This window comes from Pseudomonas sp. FSL R10-1350 (assembly GCF_009600525.1).
Taxonomy (GTDB): domain Bacteria; phylum Pseudomonadota; class Gammaproteobacteria; order Pseudomonadales; family Pseudomonadaceae; genus Aquipseudomonas; species Aquipseudomonas helleri.
On the sequence record NZ_WIVR01000036.1, the window covers coordinates 22249 to 38925 of the forward strand.

Below are 16677 nucleotides of genomic sequence, written 5' to 3' on the forward strand. Positions count from 1 at the left end.
GTGCGGCGAAAGCTGCATCGATGCCGGCAAGGCTTGGTAGGCCTTGAAAGATAACAAATTGTTTGCAAAAGCATAGAGCTAGACGCACAGCGGCTTGAAAAAGCAGAACCGGAAGGTCGTCGGGCGAGCGATGGCCCGATATACTCGTGCCCGAATGAAACATTCGGAAACTACCAAGGTTGCTGTGCGAAAGCGCCCGCTGGGCCCTCCCCAGCCGATTTCGCAGAGTTTCCCTTGGCGCGGCTTATGAAGAACGTGACGAACGTAGTATGTTCGGGCTGAATCGTTTTTCTTTAGACGCTTATTCACCCGCAATACACAAGATGAATCACGGGTCAGAGGCCCTTCGGCATGATAGAGCTCGAACAAGAAGATCCAATCCCGCAAGGCGACCTCGCTTTGCAAATCACCGCATTGCCACGCGAAACCAATGGTTTCGGCGATATTTTTGGTGGCTGGCTGGTCTCGCAAATGGACCTGGCCGGTACCGCAATGGCCAGCAAGGTTGCGGGTGGCCGAGTAGCCACCGTCGCGATTGATCGCATGGCGTTTCTGGTGCCTGTGGCCGTCGGCGCGCAGTTGTCGTTCTATACCCAGGCACTGGAAATCGGCCGCAGCTCGATCCAGATGATGGTTGAAGTCTGGAGCGACGACCCGCTGTCCAGCGAATGGCGCAAAGTCACCGAAGCCGTGTTTGTCTTCGTTGCCATTGATGGCAGCGGCCGCACACGTTCCGTTCCGCCACGCCGCTAACCCGCCCCTGTATAGAGAGCCTGCCATGTACCACATTGAGTCTGTCACCCTGGACGAACTGGAGTGCTGGCACTTTCAGCATGGCCAGGCCCAGCTACTGGTCGCCAAACAAGGCGCGCAGGTGCTCAGCTACCAGGTGGGCGATGAGCCGCCCATTATCTGGCTCAATGAAAAAGCCCAATTCAAAAAAGGTCATGGCATCCGCACCGGCATGCCAGTGTGCTGGCCGTGGTTTGGCAACCTGGCGCGCAACCCGGACAGCGTGCAGGCCATGCACGACAGTACTGAGCCCGCCACCGCCCACGGTCTGGTGCGCACCCGTGAATGGGAAGTGCTGGAAATCGACGATGCAGGTGAAGCCCTGCACATTGAGTTGGGCCTGCCCCACATCGAAGGCGGCCTGCCCGGTTGGCCCCATCACGTGGCACTGACCCTGAACATCCGTCTCGATACCCAGTTGCATGTCAGCCTCACCAGCCACAACCGCAGCGACGCACCGGTGAGCATCAGCCAGGCGCTGCACAGCTATTTCGCGGTCAGTGACGTACGCAACGTTCATGTCGAAGGCGTTGACGGGCTGACCTACATCGAAACCCTCGACGACTGGAGGCGTGTGCCACAAATCGGCAACTTGACCTTTACCGGTGAGACTGACCGTATCTACCTGGACACACCGCCACAGTTGAGCATTGTCGATGCAGACTGGCACCGCCGCATTCAGCTCACCAGCCAAGGCTCGCGCTCTGCCGTGATCTGGAACCCGTGGATCGACAAAACAGCCACCCTCGGCGACATGGCTTTAGATGGCTGGCAACGCATGCTGTGCATCGAAACCGCCAACGTCATGGACGACATCATCACCCTGGCGCCAGGCGCAAACCACACCTTGAGTGTGAGCATCAGCAGCCAAAAACTGGCCTGAACGTAGGAGCTGCCGAGGAACGACGGCTGCGATCTTTTTGAACGTCAAAAGATCGCAGCCTGCGGCGGCTCCTACAGTCCAGGCAGCTGTTACAAATCCGCCTCAACCACCACCCGCACTTTGCTGGCATCCAGTGCATAAGCCGCATCTGCCAGGTCATTGCTGACCTTCTCGACTTTCAGCGTGCCCATCACCCACAGCGGCGTGTAGATGTCGTCCAGCTTCAAGCCTTTTGGATAGCGCACCAGCACCAATTGGTTGGGCGGCGGCGGCGGCACATGGATGCAAGCCCCCGGGTAAGGCACCAGGAAAAACAGCGTGCTGCGACCCTTGGCGTCGGTTTCCAACGGCACGGGGTAACCGCCCAAACGGATGTTTTTGCCGTTCATGCTGGCAACCGTTTTGTTGGAATACATCACGGCCGGCAGGCCTTTGCTTTGCTTCAAGCCACCCTTATCGGTAAACGTCCCCTGAGCTTCAGGCGAGTTGTGATCGATTTCAGGCATGGCTTCGAGGGCTTTTTGATCCGACTTGGGCATCAAGTCCAGCCAGTCGGTTTCGGGCAGTTCTGCCGCGTGTACCAGGCCGCAGCCCAGCAAAAGAAAGGTCAATAGAAGGCGGCGCATGAAGAGCTCAATCAAAGAGAAGTGAATACGTCGCGCATTCTAGCCCTCTCTGCGATCAGCGCAGAGAGGGCTGCACGCGATCAGCTCTTTTTCTTCACCATGCCGTAAATGACCAGCAGGATAATGGCGCCGATGACCGCACCAATAAAGCCGGCACCTTCGCCAGCATGGTAGATACCCAACGCCTGCCCACCATAGGTCGCCGCCAAAGAGCCCGCGATACCCAGAATGATGGTCATGATCCAGCCCATGCTGTCGTCACCCGGTTTCAGGAAACGAGCCAGCAGGCCAACGATCAAGCCGATAAAAATGGTTCCGATGATGCCCATGCACGCGTCCTCTCATTAGATGGCGTTAACCAAAGCCTAGTCAGCACTTTGGTTTCACGCCATCAGAGAGCAACGGCACCTCAATGGTTCCGTCGACTGCAGACTTATGCCTCGTCGATCAACGCCTCAACGCGCTGGATTTGCGAGTTCAGGGTGGCCATGTCGGCGCAGCGCAGGTTGGCATGGCCCACCTTGCGGCCGGCCTTGAAGGCTTTGCCGTAATGATGCAAATGGCAGTCGGCAATCGCGATCACCTGCTCAACCGGTGGCACGCGGCCGATGAAGTTGAGCATGGCGCTCTCGCCCACCTTGGCCGTCGAACCCAGCGGCAGGCCAGCGATGGCGCGCAGATGGTTTTCGAACTGGCTGCACTCGGCGCCTTCGGTGGTCCAGTGGCCGGAGTTGTGCACACGCGGGGCAATTTCGTTGGCCTTGAGGCCACCGTCGACTTCAAAGAACTCGAAAGCCATCACGCCCACGTAATCCAAGTGCTTGAGCACGCGGCTGGAATAGTCTTCGGCCAAGGCTTGCAGCGGATGATCCGTGCTCGCTACCGACAACTTGAGAATGCCGCTGTCGTGGGTGTTGTGCACCAGCGGGTAAAACCGGGTTTCGCCATCACGACCGCGCACGGCGATCAGCGACACTTCACCGGTAAACGGCACAAAGCCTTCCAGCAGGCAGGCAACACTGCCCAGCTCAGCAAACGTCCCTTCAACATCAGCCGCAGTGCGCAGCACTTTCTGACCTTTGCCGTCATAACCCAGGGTGCGGGTTTTGAGCACCGCAGGCAGACCGATGCTGGCCACCGCCGCGTCCAGATCCGCCTGGGACTGGATGTCAGCGAACGCAGGCGTCGGAATGCCCAAGTCCTTGAACATGCTCTTTTCGAACCAGCGGTCACGGGCAATGCGCAGGGCATCGGCACTCGGGTAAACCGGAACGAATTGCGACAGGAATGCCACGGTTTCAGCCGGGACGCTTTCAAACTCAAACGTCACCAGATCAACCTGGTCAGCCAACTGGCGCAGATGATCCTGATCGCCGTAGTCCGCACGAATGTGCTCGCCCAAGGCAGCAGCACAGGCATCAGGTGCCGGGTCCAGGAAGGCGAAGTTCATGCCCAGCGGAGTCCCCGCCAGGGCCAGCATGCGACCGAGTTGGCCGCCACCGATTACACCGATTTTCATCGTCAAAAACCTCAGGCCAGGCGCGGGTCTGGATTGTCCAGCACGCTGTCAGTCTGCTCTGCACGGAATGCTTTCAATACGGTATGGAACTGCGGGTGCTTGGCGCCCAGAATGCTCGCCGACAACAGCGCGGCGTTGATCGCGCCAGCTTTGCCGATGGCCAGAGTAGCGACCGGAATGCCAGCCGGCATTTGCACGATCGACAGCAGCGAGTCGACACCCGACAGCATCGACGATTGCACCGGCACACCCAGTACAGGCAAATGGGTTTTAGCGGCACACATGCCAGGCAAGTGGGCTGCGCCACCGGCTCCGGCAATAATGACCTCGATCCCGCGGCCTTCGGCCTCTTCGGCATACTGGAACAGCAAATCCGGAGTCCGGTGGGCAGAGACCACTTTAACTTCGTAAGGGATGCCGAGTTTTTCCAGCATATCGGCGGTGTGGCTGAGGGTGGACCAATCGGACTTGGAGCCCATGATCACGCCTACCAGTGCACTCATCGTCGCGCCTCTTCTCTTGGGCGCCCGCAGGCGCGTCAAAAAACAACAAGCCACGTGGAGGATCCGACGTGGCTTGTTATAGAAATTAAGGCCGGTCATGCCAGCCGAAGGCCGCGCAGTATACCCCAAAGAGGCCATTTGAAAGCACCTTTGGCGACCATCTGTCTGCAGGCAAATCAAACCCCGAAACGACTGGTTTTACTGACCGACAGGTCAATAATTAACAGCATTGGAGGCATGTTGCCTCCTGCTGTCAGACTTACGATCTGAGGTGATATTGACTACTTGCCGCATCGAATTAGACGCCTCACACACTCACGCAATAACCGCTTAACTCTTTATGCAGCACCCAAATAACCAACTACCTGCAAGGACTGCAGGCGGCGCTCACAACACTCAATAATGTGTCAGCGCCACAATTAAGGATGATTAACATGAAACCGATTACGCTTTATATCTTTGTTCACGATGATGTCCCAGGCAGCATCGCCCACACGCTGGGCCGGGGCTATTTCAAGGAGTTTACGGATGAAATAGCTTTTATTACCGGCAGGTCCTTTGCCTTTAATGAAGTACGTCATGTACAGGGTCTGACAGACCATAACTACAAGGGCGAAAACGTAGATGACATTTTATGGAGTTGGCAAAAAGCCGCCGCCGGCTACAAAAACGACAAGGGTTTGGAGTGGGGAAAAACCGAGCGCTATATTTTAGTCACCAAAGACCCGATCAACGCCACGACCCTGGGGTGCGCCTACCCCGGCAAACCTGCCGTCATTGCCAGCGCCCAGTCCTATCAAGTGATTGCCCATGAGATCGGTCACAGTTTCAACGCAACCCATGAAGATGCCGAATTGGGCTGGAATGCGTGGGGCGGTGAATGTGAGACGTACATGTATCAAGACATATCCAATGTCCGAGGCAACTGTTATCGCTATACGCCAAAAAACAGAGAGCGCATCAAAGCCTTCCTGAGCGATGCCCCTTAACTCATAAGTCTCTGATCTTTACTAAACGGTGTAATCAGCCATGCTCCCGATTAATATTTATACCTTTGTCCATGACACTGTCATGTTAAAAAATGAAGAACACCTGAAAGGCATGTTTTTCACTCACTTCACGCCTGAACTTTCAGACATAACAAAGCGCCCAGTCAACGTTGAATTTATCTACGACACGCCAGGCATGACAGACTTTGACTACCTGTCATATGCAACCCGATACCCAAATTTAGACGACTATATAGGATTGATTTCAGCTGACATCAATCACGCCGTTGATGCGTACAGGGTTGCGCAGCAACGAACAGCCAAAGCCACTGATATATACCTGATACTGATTGATGGCTACTTATCCCCTGCCCAGGGGGTCGAAGGCTTGGCCTTGCAGGAATCCAACATCGCTTTCGCCACTACCTTGGGCCGCACTGTCGTGGCTCATGAAATAGGCCACTGTTTCGGCGCAACCCACGCGGCGACCTCTTACTATGTGGACCCCGAACAATTTAGCGCCCACGGGTGTGCAACATTCATGGCAACGGAGCGTAAAGAGGGGACCTGCGCACGCTTTCGCTACAGCGATGAGAACCGTGGAAATATCCGCAACTATGTCAGCCAGCTCGACTGACAACAGTTGCTGAGAACCGTTGAATGAAGGCCGTCACGCCCGGCCTTCACTTAAGGGGTCGATGACGCCCCGCCTTCCAGCTTGCGCCACAACAATCGCACGTTCGCCTTGCGCACCAACGCGCAGCGATACAGGCGAATCTCTAGCGGCACGTGCCATTGCGGGCCGCCACAGATCACCAGTTCGCCCCGCTCAAGCTCTGCCCGCACACTTAAACGCGGAACCCAGGCGATACCCAGACCTTCCAGCGCCATGCTCTTGAGGCTGTCCGCCATCGCGGTTTCATAAATAGTGGTAAACCGCAGGGCACGCTGGCGCAGCAGCAAGTTGACCGAGCGCCCAAGAAACGCCCCGGCGCTGTACGCCAGCAACGGCACGCTGCCTTCACCTTCCAGATCAAACAGCGGCTTGCCGTCAGCATCGGCAGCGCACACGGGCAGCATTTCGGTGTTGCCCAAGTGCAGCGACGGAAAAATCTCCGGATCCATCTGCAACGCAGCGTCCGGATCGTAAAAAGCCAGCATCAAATCGCAGCCGCCTTCGCGCAAAGCGTGCACCGCGTCTCCGACGTTAGTCGCAACCAGCCGCGTGGCGATGTTCAACCCTTCGTTGCGCAATTGAGCGATCCAGCGCGGGAAAAACCCCAGCGCCAGAGAGTGCGCAGCCGCCACTTGCATGACCTCGCCCTGCCCGCCTTCGAGGTGATGCAAGTGACGCAACACCTCGCCAAGCTGCTCGACCACCGTGCGCGCCGTAACCAAAAACAGCTGACCGGCCGCAGTCAACTCCACCGGGGTGCGGGAACGATTCACCAAGGTCAGCCCCAGGGCCGCTTCGAGGCTGCGAATACGTCGGCTGAAAGCTGGCTGAGTCACAAAGCGGCGCTCTGCCGCCTGAGAAAAACTGCGAGTGGCGGCCAGGGCACTGAAGTCCTCCAGCCATTTACTTTCGAGATTCATCGAGTCCTCCCGGACGCGCACCAAATTGGGTCACACGTTCGACGCGGCGGTCGCGTCACGTCGCCATTATGCCGTTTCTGCATAGGATAGTGTTTAAAGGCATTGGCCCAAAATAGTCTGCAAGCCTAGGATTCGCAGCGTTCCGGCCCAGACCGGGTCCATATCGAGATGATTTCTATCATGTCCTCCGCTGCATCATTCCGCACAGAAAACGACCTACTTGGCGCCCTCGAAGTACCGGCTCAAGCGTATTACGGCATCCAGACCCTGCGAGCGGTGAATAACTTCCGCCTCTCGGGCGTTCCGATTTCGCATTACCCAAAACTGGTTGTCGGTCTGGCAATGGTCAAACAGGCCGCTGCAGACGCCAACCGTGAACTGGGGCATCTGAGCGCTGCCAAGCACGCCGCCATCAGCGAAGCCTGTGCACGATTGATCCGCGGTGACTTCCACGAAGAATTCGTGGTCGACATGATTCAAGGTGGCGCCGGTACCTCCACCAACATGAACGCCAACGAAGTGATCGCCAACATTGCTCTCGAAGCAATGGGTCACCAGAAAGGCGAGTACCAGTACCTGCACCCGAACGACGACGTCAACATGGCGCAGTCGACCAACGATGCCTACCCGACCGCGATCCGTCTGGGTCTGCTGCTGGGCCATGACGCCCTGCTGGCCAGCCTCGACAGCCTGATTCAGGCCTTCGCCGCCAAGGGTGTTGAATTCAACCACGTCCTGAAGATGGGTCGTACCCAACTGCAAGACGCCGTACCGATGACCTTGGGTCAAGAATTCCGTGCCTTCGCCACCACCATGGGCGAAGACCTGGCCCGTCTGAAGACGCTGGCTCCGGAACTGCTGACTGAAGTGAACCTGGGCGGCACCGCGATCGGTACCGGCATCAACGCTGACCCGCGCTACCAAGCGCTGGCCGTACAGCGTCTGGCGCTGATCAGCGGTCAGCCGCTGGTACCGGCCGCCGACCTGATCGAAGCCACCTCCGACATGGGCGCCTTCGTGCTGTTCTCCGGCATGCTCAAGCGCACCGCGGTCAAGCTGTCGAAGATCTGCAACGACCTGCGTCTGCTGTCCAGCGGCCCACGCACCGGCATCAACGAAATCAACCTGCCAGCGCGTCAGCCAGGCAGCTCGATCATGCCCGGTAAGGTCAACCCGGTTATTCCGGAAGCTGTTAACCAGGTAGCCTTCCAGGTCATCGGTAACGACTTGGCGCTGACCATGGCAGCCGAAGGCGGCCAACTGCAACTGAACGTGATGGAGCCGCTGATCGCCTTCAAGGTGCTCGACTCGATCCGCCTGCTGCAACGCGCCATGGACATGCTGCGCGAACACTGCATCGTCGGCATCACCGCCAACGAAGCACGCTGCCGTGAACTGGTCGAACACTCGATCGGCCTGGTAACTGCACTGAACCCGTACATCGGCTACAAAAACGCCACCCGTATCGCCCGTATCGCCCTTGAAAGCGGCCGTGGCGTACTGGAACTGGTGCGCGAAGAAGGCTTGCTCGACGACGCCATGCTCGACGACATCCTGCGCCCGGAAAACATGATTGCCCCGCGTTTGGTGCCTTTGAAGGACTAACGCCGTAACACCCGCTACCGATTTGAAGCTCACCAGGTCGAGGGACTAGACACCTCTCACCTTTTGAGGGCTTGCAGACACATCTGCAGGCCCTTTTTTTTGCCTGGGATTCAAGGGCACTGTACGTTTTCGTAGCAGTTGCCGAAGGCTACGTCCGGGGGCGAAGCCGCCGTAAAATCAGACACCTCGATGCACCAGCAATACTGCGTATTCCGGATTTACGATCGCTGCGCAATCGGACGTAGCCTTCGGCAACTGCTACATCTTTTTGCGTACCCCCCGACCGATAGCTCGCTCAAAAAATTGCAGCCTACGTCAGCGCCTACCGTCGATTTCGGCCACAAACGAGGGCTTTTCAGACGGGACACACATGAAAAATCAGTCACTTATAGAGACGCTTCCTACACTCCTAGGTATAGTGCCGCCCCTCTTCCCGTGCATGGGCCCTGCAACAGCGGCCATCGGCAGTGCGGAAACAGCATCGTAAACCAAGCAGCAACATGGCCAGGATCCCTTTGATTACCTAGCTTTATGCCCTGACTTGACGGGCGTAATGGGTAACCCTGATCCGGCCGTTTTGCCATCAGATAAAAACAGCGAGGAATAATCCATGCTAGAAGTCATCAATGACTTCCTCTCAGGGAAAGTACTAATCGTGCTCATGGTTGGGCTCGGTGGCTACTTCACGATCCGCTCGCGTTTCGTTCAGCTCCGTTACTTCCTGCACATGTTTGCAGTGTTTAAAGACAGCTTGCGCAGCAGCGCCGGCCAACTCAGCTCGTTTCAAGCGCTGATGCTGAGCCTGGCGGGCCGTGTAGGCGCGGGCAACATTGCCGGTGTCGGCATTGCCGTGACCCTGGGTGGCCCCGGTGCCGTGTTCTGGATGTGGGTGACCGCACTGGTCGGCATGTCCAGCAGCCTGATCGAATGTTCGTTAGGCCAGCTGTACAAGCGTCGCGACGCGGAAGGCCAACTGCGCGGCGGCCCGTCCTTTTATATGAAGTACGGCTTGGGCAAAATCTGGATGGGCAAGTTGATGGCAGTCTTGCTGCTGATCACCTTCGGCTTTGCCTTTATGGGCCTGCAAGCCCATGCCGTTACCCACTCGCTGCAAAACGCCTTCGGTTTTGACGTCAACTACACCGGCGTGGCCATTGCCGTACTGCTGGGTCTGGTGTTTATCGGCGGTATCAAGCGTATTGCTTCGGTGGCAGACCTGCTGGTTCCGGTCAAAACCCTGGCGTACATCGCCGTCACCGTTTACGTGATCGTGCTGCAATTCGACCAAGTCCCCGCCATGCTCGGCCACATCGTGAAAAGTGCCTTCGGCATGGACCCGGTGTTTGGCGGCATGATCGGCAGCGCCATCGTGATGGGCGTAAAACGTGGCGTATTCGCCAACGAAGCCGGTTTGGGCAGCGCCCCGAACGTGGCCGCCGTGGCAGACGTGGAACACCCGATTGCCCAAGGCGTGGTTCAGGCGTTCAGCGTATTCCTCGACACTTTCGTGATCTGCACCTGCACCGCGCTGCTGATTCTGCTGTCCGGCTTCTACACTCCGGGCTTTGAAGGCGACGGCATTGCTCTGACGCAAAACTCGCTGGCCGCAGTAGTCGGTGAATGGGGCCGCGTGTTCATCAGCGTGGCACTGGCGTTGTTCGTGTTCACCTCGATGCTCTACAACTACTACCTGGGCGAAAACAACCTGCGCTTTCTGGTCGGTGAAAGCCGCAAGGCGTTGATGGGTTATCGCGCTCTGGTACTGATGTTGATTGTGTGGGGCTCGATTGAGAACCTGGAAACCGTCTTCGCCTTCGCGGACATCACCATGACCTTGCTGGCCTTCGTGAACCTGATCGCCTTGGCGATGCTGTTCAAGATATGCATGCGCGTGCTCAAGGACTACGATGACCAACGTAACGCGGGTATCAAGGTTCCCGTCTTCGATTCCAGCAAATTCCCGGACCTGGATCTGGACCTGAAGGCTTGGCCGCCTCTGCCGCCCGCCAAGACCGAAGAAACAAAACGCTAATATCAACGCGGCGGTTCTGACAGAACCGCCGCGTTTTTGCTTATGGGGACTCCTGAATGACTGCAGCCACTCTTCATCCTGCCCAGCGCGTCATGGTGCTCTACACCGGCGGCACCATCGGCATGCAAGCCAGCGCCAGCGGCTTGGCGCCTGCATCCGGCTTTGAAGCACGCATGCGCGACTTCCTCGCCAGCCAACCGCACGTGCAGATACCGCAATGGCACTTTCGTGAAATGAGCCCGCTGATCGACAGCGCCAACATGACACCCGCCTACTGGCTGCGCCTGCGCAGCGCAATCATTGAAGCTGTCGAACAGGATGGCTGCGACTCAGTGCTTGTCCTGCATGGCACCGACACTCTGGCCTACAGCGCTGCGGCCATGTGCTTTCAACTGCTGGGCTTGCAGGCCCCGGTACTGTTCACCGGCTCGATGCTGCCTGCGGGCGTGCCCGACAGCGATGCCTGGCCAAACGTCAGCGGTGCCTTGAGCGCGCTTGCCCAAGGTCAGCCCTTCGGCGTGCAGCTGTACTTCCATGACGAACTGCTGGACCCGACCCACTGCGCCAAAGTACGCAGCTTTGGCCGCAACCCGTTCGTGGCGCTCAAGCGCAACGGCGGCGGCACCAAGGCCGAATCATTGCCAGCAGCGCTGAGTTATCAACAGCCCAAGCAAGAAGCCCGTGTCGGTGTATTGCCGCTGGTCCCCGGTATCGGCGCCGCCCAACTGGATGCCGTGCTTAACAGCGGGATTGAAGCTCTGGTGCTGGAATGTTTCGGCAGCGGCACCGGCCCCAGCGACAACCCGGCGTTTCTCGCAAGCCTGCAACAGGCGTACGAAAACGGCATCGTCGTGGTCGCCATCACCCAATGCCACGAAGGCGGTGTGGAGCTGGACGTGTACGAAGCCGGTAGCCGCTTGCGTGGGGCTGGCGTACTGTCGGGCGGCGGCATGACCCGTGAAGCCGCATTCGGCAAGCTGCATGCGTTGCTGGGCTCGGACTTGCCCACCGCCGACGTACGCCGCCTGGTTGAACGGGATCTGTGTGGCGAATTGGCTTAACGCCCCCGGCACACAACTTGCTCGCTTCCTGTGTCCCCACGCAGGAAGCGAACATGCTGCACTCACATCTCACCACGCTAAATGCGGTATCGCTGGTGCTCAGCACCTTCGAGGCCGAAGGCTTGCCCAGCGAGGCCTTGTTGGCCGGTAGCGGCATACGGGCCGCGGATTTAAACCGCGCCGACATTCGCATCACCACCAACCAAGAAATGCGCGTCTGCGCCAATGCAGTGGCCTTGCGCCGTGAAATCGGCCTGGAACTGGGACGCCGCATGCATGTATCGTCCTACGGCATGCTGGGTTACGCCCTACTCACCAGTGCCACCTTAGGTGACGCTTTGCGCTTGGCTTTACGCTACCCGGCACTGCTGGGAACACTCTTTGAGCTAAGCCTTAAGGTCGAAGACGATCAGGTCTGGTTCTGTGCCGATCACTACCATGAAGACCCGCAACTGGCCGTGTTCAACGCGCAGCTGTGCCTTGTCTCGCTCAAGGTCATTTGCGAAGACTTGATCGGCCAGCCGCTACCTTTGCTCGCCGCGCGCTTTGCCCACAGAAAGCCGGATTACCACGCCCGCTACCAGCACACTTTCAATTGCCCGCGCCTGTTTGATGCACCGGACAACGCTTTCGCCTTTGCCAGGCACTGGCTGGAATACCCGCTGCCGCTGGCCAATACCATCACCCACCAGGCCATGGCGGAGCGCTGCCGCAAACAGAACCTGGAGTTCACCGGGCGACAAACCTGGCTGTCGCGGATCCGCCAGTTGCTCGCTGCCCAACTGAATGCCGCACCGGGACTGGAAGGGCTGGCCGAGCAAATGAATTGCTCGCCACGCACCTTGCGCCGCCACCTGCATGACGCGGGCTGCAGCTATCAGGAATTACTCGACGAACTGCGCTTTGAGCGCGCCAAGTTGTTACTCCACGAGACCGAATGGCCGATCTATCGCATTGCCGACACCTTGGGCTTTAGCGAAACGGCGAGCTTTCGCCATGCCTTTGTTCGCTGGAGTGGCGTGTCGCCCAGTCAGTTTCGCGCATGAGCCAACAGGGAGCAGCGCGCCCTGAAAAGGGGCGAATTTCGGACAGTTATTTCGGCCATATTGATCTCCTTTTGGCCGCTCCTGTCGTTCTCTGAAACCGCCAGCGCCGCAAAACTGTAGGTCACCGATCTAGCCTACGGAGAACAAGAAAAATGCTGACTATCTATTCAGACGACCACCATCTGCACCATGGCCGCTGCGAGTTGATAGACGGGCAATTGCTGCCTTGCTTCGAAATGCCCTCGCGCGCGGACCACATTCTGCAACGGGTCAAAAACCGTGAGCTGGGCCCGGTGCAAGGCCCCCACGACTTTGGCCGCGACCCGATCCAGCGTATTCACAGCGAGGCCTACCTGGACTTTTTCCAGGGTGCCTGGAACCGCTGGCTCGAACACGGCAAAGACGGCGACTTGCTCCCGTACACATGGCCAGCCCGCACCCTGCGCGCCGTAGTCCCCACCAGCCTGCATGGCCAACTGGGTTATTACAGCTTTGACGGTGGCGCGCCGATTACCGCGGGCACTTGGCAGGCGGCCTACAGCGCAGCGCAAGTTGCACTGACGGCGCAAGCGGCCATCCAGAACGGCGCCCACAGCGCATTCGCCCTGTGCCGTCCGCCTGGGCACCACGCCGCCAGCGACTTAATGGGCGGTTATTGCTACCTCAACAACGCCGCCATTGCCGCCCAGGCCTTCCTCGACCAGGGCCGCAGCAAAGTCGCCATCCTAGACGTGGACTACCACCATGGCAACGGCACCCAGTCGATCTTTTATGAACGCGACGACGTGCTGTTCACCTCGATTCACGGGCACCCTGAAGCCGAGTTCCCGTTCTTTCTGGGCTATGCCGATGAACTGGGTGAAGGCGCGGGTGAAGGCTTCAACTTCAACTACCCGCTGGCAGCCGGCTCAGGCTGGGATCGCTGGAGCACTGCACTGGAACAAGCCTGCAGCGAGATCGAGCACTACGAAGCCGATGTGGTGGTGGTATCGCTCGGTGTGGACACGTTTAAAAGCGACCCGATTTCTCAGTTCAAACTCGACAGCCCGGACTACCTGCTCATGGGCGAACGCATTGCCCGTCTGGGCAAACCGACCTTGTTCGTGATGGAAGGCGGTTACGCGGTAGAAGAGATCGGCGTGAACGCGGTCAACGTACTGGAAGGATTTCTGAAAGTGTCCAAAAAGTAAAAAAGCCTGTACACGAGGCTGCGATGGGTTGCGCAGCGACCCCATGTGGCGGTCCTGCGGGCCGCATCGCAGCCTCGTGCCTCGACAGCGACTACGGGGCTTTCTTCCACGCCCGTTTCAACCGCACCAGCGCCGCTTTGATATCTGCCTCCGGCACCGCCGCAAAGCCCAGCACCAACCCTGCACGTTTATCCACAGGCTCGACCGAATCGTCCAGCCAATAACGGCTTAAACCGTTGATCTCAACCCCAACCTGTTCTGCCTGCGCCAACAAGGTGTGCTCACGCTCAACGCTTGAAACCTGCACGCTCATGTGCAAACCCGCCGCCACACTGGGCGCGGCGCCCAGCCCGGGGATATCAGTAGGCCAATCCGCCAGCAAGGCATTGCGCCGCGCCAGCGCAGCCCGGCGCATGCGCCTGATATGGCGCTGGAAATGCCCGGCGGCCATGAACTCCGCCATCACTACTTGCGTGCTGACCTCTGAATGACGCATGTCCAGCGCCCGCCGCTGGGCAAAGGGCTCAACCAGCGCAGGCGGTAATACCACATACCCCAGACGCAGCGCCGGAAACGCCACCTTGCCGAACGTGCCCACATAGATCACCCGCCCCTGACGATCCAGTGCCGCCAGCGGGGCCAAGGGCGCGCCGCTATAGCGGTATTCGCCGTCGTAGTCGTCTTCGATGATCCAGCCCTGCGTGCGCTCGGCCCACGCCAGCAACTCCAGGCGCCGGGCCAGGCTCATGGTGACGCCGGTGGGGTACTGATGCGACGGGGTCACGTAAGCCAGCGTGCAATCGTGCAAACCCGCCAGCGCCGCGCAGTCCATGCCTTCGTGATCGACCGCAACACCCTGCACCCGGGCCCCGGCAATCGCAAAAGCCTGCGCGGCCGCGCGATACCCGGGGTTTTCCACAGCCACCCCACAGCCGGGCTCCACCAACAGCTGTGCACAAAGGCTAATTCCTTGCTGTGCACCACTGGTGATCAAAATTTGCTCAGACGTGCAGGATAAACCCCTCGAAGTGCGCAAATAGACGGCAATCAGCTCTCGCAAGCGCTGTTCTCCGGCTGGATCGCCGTAACACAAATGCTGCATGTCCGGCTTGCGCCAAAAAGCCGCCTGGAGCTTGCTCCAGACCTCGAACGGGAACAAATCATAGGCCGGTACCCCCACCCGAAAAGCCCGTGGTGCCCCCTTCGCCGGCAGCGGTAAAGGGTGCTGAATAACCCTCCCCAAGGCCGTGCTGTGGATAAGTTTACTGGATGTAATTACAGGTAAATCGACCGCTTTTGTGGATAAACCTGTGGGTAACCCTGTTGAAAAGCCTGTGGGTAACTTGGTGGACAACTTTTTAAGCGGTAAGGCTTTTTCGGGCAATTGCGCCACATAAGTACCGTCACCGACCCGCCCTTCGATAAACCCCTCGGCATAGAGCTGATCGTAGGCCCGCACCACGCTGTTGCGCGAAACCCCAAGCGCCGCCGCCAAGTCGCGACTGGCCGGTAACCGCGAACCGCTGTTGAGCCGTCCATCCAGCACGCGCTGGCGTAACGCCTGATACAGCTGGGCGCTCAACCCCTTCTTGGGATCAAGCTCGATCCCGGTCGCATTGAACGCGATGGATAACGCTGAATCAGGCATGGATTGGACCTATAAAAATGACCATTAATGGCTCTTACAACGAACCATTAGCCTGCCTAGGATGCAGTCATTCGCCAAGGAATATTTCTATGTACGTACCCCGCGCCTTCGCCGAAAACGACACCGCTGCCTTGCATCTTCAGATGCAAGCCTCACCTCTGCCCGTGCTGATCACCCAGGGCAGCCAAGGCCTGATCGCCAGCCATGTTCCGCTACTGCTCGCTCCCGATGAAGGCCCTTACGGTACGTTGTATGGCCACCTGGCACGCGCCAACCCGCACTGGCAGGCACTGGCTGAAGGCGGCGAAGCGCTGGTGATTTTTGCTGGCGAACAGGCCTACATCAGCCCGTCCTTTTACCCCAGCAAAGCCGAACACGGTAAAGCAGTGCCTACCTGGAACTACCTGGCCGTGCATGCCTATGGCCAACCCGACGTGTTCGACGATCACGACCGCTTGCTGGCATTGGTCAGCCGACTGAGCAGCAAACATGAAGCCAATCGACCCGAGCCGTGGGCGGTCAGCGACGCCCCCAGCGAATACATCGACAGCATGCTCAAAGCCATCGTCGGGTTCAGCGTGCCCATCTCCCGACTGATCGGCAAACGCAAACTCAGCCAAAACCGCAGCAGTGTTGACCAACTCGGTGTGCGCGACGGGCTATTGGCAAACCCCAATTCACACGACCACGCCCTCGCTCACTTAATGGCCAAGGAATAGCAACATGACCCACCACGTGCAGATCAAACCCGCCACCGCCGCCGATCACGACCATTGGTTGCCGCTCTGGCAGGCGTACTTGACCTTCTACAACACCGAGTTGCCTGCCGAAGTCAGCGAGTCGACCTGGCAGCGCTTTCTCGACCCGGCTGAACCGACCCAACTGGCCATTGCCTGGCAAGGCGACAAAGCGGTGGGCATCGTGCAGTTCATTTACCACCGTTCCAACTGGAGCATCGGTAATTCCTGCTACCTGCAAGACCTGTTTGTCAGCCCCGAAATCCGTGGCACCGGCGCCGGTCGCCTGCTGATCGAACACGTCTACGCCACCGCCCGCGACAACCATTGCGCCAAAGTCCATTGGCTGACCCACGAAACCAACGCCACGGCGATCCAACTTTACGAACGGATTGCCGAGCGCCCTGGCTTTATCCAGTTTCGCAAAGCCTTGTCATAAATAAGGAACCC

17 protein-coding genes are annotated in these 16677 nt (G+C 58.5%); 11 read left to right on the top strand and 6 right to left on the bottom strand.

Going from position 1 to position 16677, the window contains the following annotated elements; all coding sequences use genetic code 11:
• Positions 1-351: 351 nt before the first annotated feature.
• Positions 352-753 carry an acyl-CoA thioesterase gene (locus GHO25_RS16175; protein WP_048373769.1) on the top strand — a complete coding sequence of 134 codons (402 nt, stop codon included), beginning with the start codon at positions 352-354 and terminating at the stop codon, positions 751-753.
• 25 nt (positions 754-778) lie between these two features.
• On the top strand, positions 779-1675 hold the full coding sequence (locus GHO25_RS16180; RefSeq protein WP_153391235.1) for a D-hexose-6-phosphate mutarotase: 897 nt from the start codon (positions 779-781) through the stop codon (positions 1673-1675).
• Between the two features lie 89 nt (positions 1676-1764).
• Here GHO25_RS16180 and GHO25_RS16185 read toward each other — a convergent pair whose 3' ends face one another.
• The 4 genes from GHO25_RS16185 to purE form a co-directional block, all read right to left on the bottom strand.
• Complete coding sequence (locus GHO25_RS16185; RefSeq protein WP_123750571.1) at positions 1765-2301, bottom strand: DUF3299 domain-containing protein; 537 nt, start codon at positions 2299-2301, stop codon at positions 1765-1767.
• A gap of 80 nt (positions 2302-2381) precedes the next feature.
• Positions 2382-2630, bottom strand: coding sequence for a GlsB/YeaQ/YmgE family stress response membrane protein (locus GHO25_RS16190; protein ID WP_048373764.1), 249 nt, complete (start codon positions 2628-2630; stop codon positions 2382-2384).
• 104 nt (positions 2631-2734) lie between these two features.
• Positions 2735-3820: a 5-(carboxyamino)imidazole ribonucleotide synthase gene (locus GHO25_RS16195; RefSeq protein WP_153391237.1), complete on the bottom strand. Its 1086-nt coding sequence runs from the start codon at positions 3818-3820 to the stop codon at positions 2735-2737.
• A gap of 11 nt (positions 3821-3831) precedes the next feature.
• Positions 3832-4323 (bottom strand): 5-(carboxyamino)imidazole ribonucleotide mutase, encoded by a 492-nt coding sequence (purE, locus tag GHO25_RS16200; protein WP_047279087.1) that lies wholly within the window; start codon positions 4321-4323, stop codon positions 3832-3834.
• Positions 4324-4757: 434 nt separating this feature from the next.
• Between purE and GHO25_RS16205 the strand changes: the two genes are divergently transcribed.
• Complete coding sequence (locus tag GHO25_RS16205) at positions 4758-5312, top strand: M12 family metallo-peptidase (RefSeq protein ID WP_178110112.1); 555 nt, start codon at positions 4758-4760, stop codon at positions 5310-5312.
• A gap of 40 nt (positions 5313-5352) precedes the next feature.
• Positions 5353-5949: a reprolysin-like metallopeptidase gene (locus tag GHO25_RS16210; RefSeq protein ID WP_153391241.1), complete on the top strand. Its 597-nt coding sequence runs from the start codon at positions 5353-5355 to the stop codon at positions 5947-5949.
• A gap of 50 nt (positions 5950-5999) precedes the next feature.
• Here the strand turns inward: GHO25_RS16210 and GHO25_RS16215 are convergent, their stop codons facing one another.
• Positions 6000-6908 (bottom strand): LysR substrate-binding domain-containing protein, encoded by a 909-nt coding sequence (locus GHO25_RS16215; RefSeq protein WP_048373755.1) that lies wholly within the window; start codon positions 6906-6908, stop codon positions 6000-6002.
• A gap of 180 nt (positions 6909-7088) precedes the next feature.
• Here GHO25_RS16215 and aspA point away from each other — a divergent pair, with 180 nt between their 5' ends.
• The 5 genes from aspA to GHO25_RS16240 all read left to right on the top strand — a co-directional run bounded on the left by aspA (position 7089) and on the right by GHO25_RS16240 (position 13842).
• Positions 7089-8513, top strand: coding sequence for an aspartate ammonia-lyase (gene aspA / locus GHO25_RS16220; protein WP_048373753.1), 1425 nt, complete (start codon positions 7089-7091; stop codon positions 8511-8513).
• Between the two features lie 610 nt (positions 8514-9123).
• Positions 9124-10545: a sodium:alanine symporter family protein gene (locus GHO25_RS16225; protein WP_048373751.1), complete on the top strand. Its 1422-nt coding sequence runs from the start codon at positions 9124-9126 to the stop codon at positions 10543-10545.
• Between the two features lie 56 nt (positions 10546-10601).
• Positions 10602-11606 (top strand): asparaginase, encoded by a 1005-nt coding sequence (locus GHO25_RS16230; RefSeq protein ID WP_153391243.1) that lies wholly within the window; start codon positions 10602-10604, stop codon positions 11604-11606.
• 53 nt (positions 11607-11659) lie between these two features.
• The gene (locus GHO25_RS16235) at positions 11660-12652 is read left to right on the top strand and encodes an AraC family transcriptional regulator (protein ID WP_153391246.1); all 993 of its coding nucleotides are present in this window, start codon (positions 11660-11662) and stop codon (positions 12650-12652) included.
• A 152-nt stretch (positions 12653-12804) separates the two neighbouring features.
• Positions 12805-13842 carry a histone deacetylase family protein gene (locus tag GHO25_RS16240; RefSeq protein WP_153391248.1) on the top strand — a complete coding sequence of 346 codons (1038 nt, stop codon included), beginning with the start codon at positions 12805-12807 and terminating at the stop codon, positions 13840-13842.
• Between the two features lie 91 nt (positions 13843-13933).
• On the opposite strand, the gene GHO25_RS16245 is transcribed toward GHO25_RS16240, so the two are convergent.
• Complete coding sequence (locus tag GHO25_RS16245) at positions 13934-15490, bottom strand: PLP-dependent aminotransferase family protein (RefSeq protein ID WP_153391250.1); 1557 nt, start codon at positions 15488-15490, stop codon at positions 13934-13936.
• Between the two features lie 89 nt (positions 15491-15579).
• On the opposite strand from GHO25_RS16245, the gene GHO25_RS16250 reads away from it, so the two are divergent.
• On the top strand, positions 15580-16209 hold the full coding sequence (locus GHO25_RS16250) for an FMN-binding negative transcriptional regulator (protein ID WP_153391252.1): 630 nt from the start codon (positions 15580-15582) through the stop codon (positions 16207-16209).
• Positions 16210-16213: 4 nt separating this feature from the next.
• Entirely contained in the window at positions 16214-16666 is a 453-nt protein-coding gene (locus GHO25_RS16255; protein WP_153391254.1) for a GNAT family N-acetyltransferase, read from the top strand.
• The last annotated feature ends 11 nt before the right edge of the window (positions 16667-16677 follow it).

Coding starts and splice junctions, on each gene's coding strand:
- GHO25_RS16240 (WP_153391248.1), top strand. CDS start 12,805: ATGCTGACTATCTATTCAGACGACCACCATCTGCACCATGGCCGCTGC.
- purE (WP_047279087.1), bottom strand. CDS start 4,323: ATGAGTGCACTGGTAGGCGTGATCATGGGCTCCAAGTCCGATTGGTCC.
- GHO25_RS16195 (WP_153391237.1), bottom strand. CDS start 3,820: ATGAAAATCGGTGTAATCGGTGGCGGCCAACTCGGTCGCATGCTGGCC.
- GHO25_RS16210 (WP_153391241.1), top strand. CDS start 5,353: ATGCTCCCGATTAATATTTATACCTTTGTCCATGACACTGTCATGTTA.
- GHO25_RS16225 (WP_048373751.1), top strand. CDS start 9,124: ATGCTAGAAGTCATCAATGACTTCCTCTCAGGGAAAGTACTAATCGTG.
- GHO25_RS16180 (WP_153391235.1), top strand. CDS start 779: ATGTACCACATTGAGTCTGTCACCCTGGACGAACTGGAGTGCTGGCAC.
- GHO25_RS16250 (WP_153391252.1), top strand. CDS start 15,580: ATGTACGTACCCCGCGCCTTCGCCGAAAACGACACCGCTGCCTTGCAT.
- GHO25_RS16190 (WP_048373764.1), bottom strand. CDS start 2,630: ATGGGCATCATCGGAACCATTTTTATCGGCTTGATCGTTGGCCTGCTG.
- GHO25_RS16245 (WP_153391250.1), bottom strand. CDS start 15,490: ATGCCTGATTCAGCGTTATCCATCGCGTTCAATGCGACCGGGATCGAG.
- GHO25_RS16205 (WP_178110112.1), top strand. CDS start 4,758: ATGAAACCGATTACGCTTTATATCTTTGTTCACGATGATGTCCCAGGC.
- GHO25_RS16255 (WP_153391254.1), top strand. CDS start 16,214: ATGACCCACCACGTGCAGATCAAACCCGCCACCGCCGCCGATCACGAC.
- GHO25_RS16175 (WP_048373769.1), top strand. CDS start 352: ATGATAGAGCTCGAACAAGAAGATCCAATCCCGCAAGGCGACCTCGCT.
- GHO25_RS16215 (WP_048373755.1), bottom strand. CDS start 6,908: ATGAATCTCGAAAGTAAATGGCTGGAGGACTTCAGTGCCCTGGCCGCC.
- GHO25_RS16235 (WP_153391246.1), top strand. CDS start 11,660: ATGCTGCACTCACATCTCACCACGCTAAATGCGGTATCGCTGGTGCTC.
- GHO25_RS16185 (WP_123750571.1), bottom strand. CDS start 2,301: ATGCGCCGCCTTCTATTGACCTTTCTTTTGCTGGGCTGCGGCCTGGTA.
- aspA (WP_048373753.1), top strand. CDS start 7,089: ATGTCCTCCGCTGCATCATTCCGCACAGAAAACGACCTACTTGGCGCC.
- GHO25_RS16230 (WP_153391243.1), top strand. CDS start 10,602: ATGACTGCAGCCACTCTTCATCCTGCCCAGCGCGTCATGGTGCTCTAC.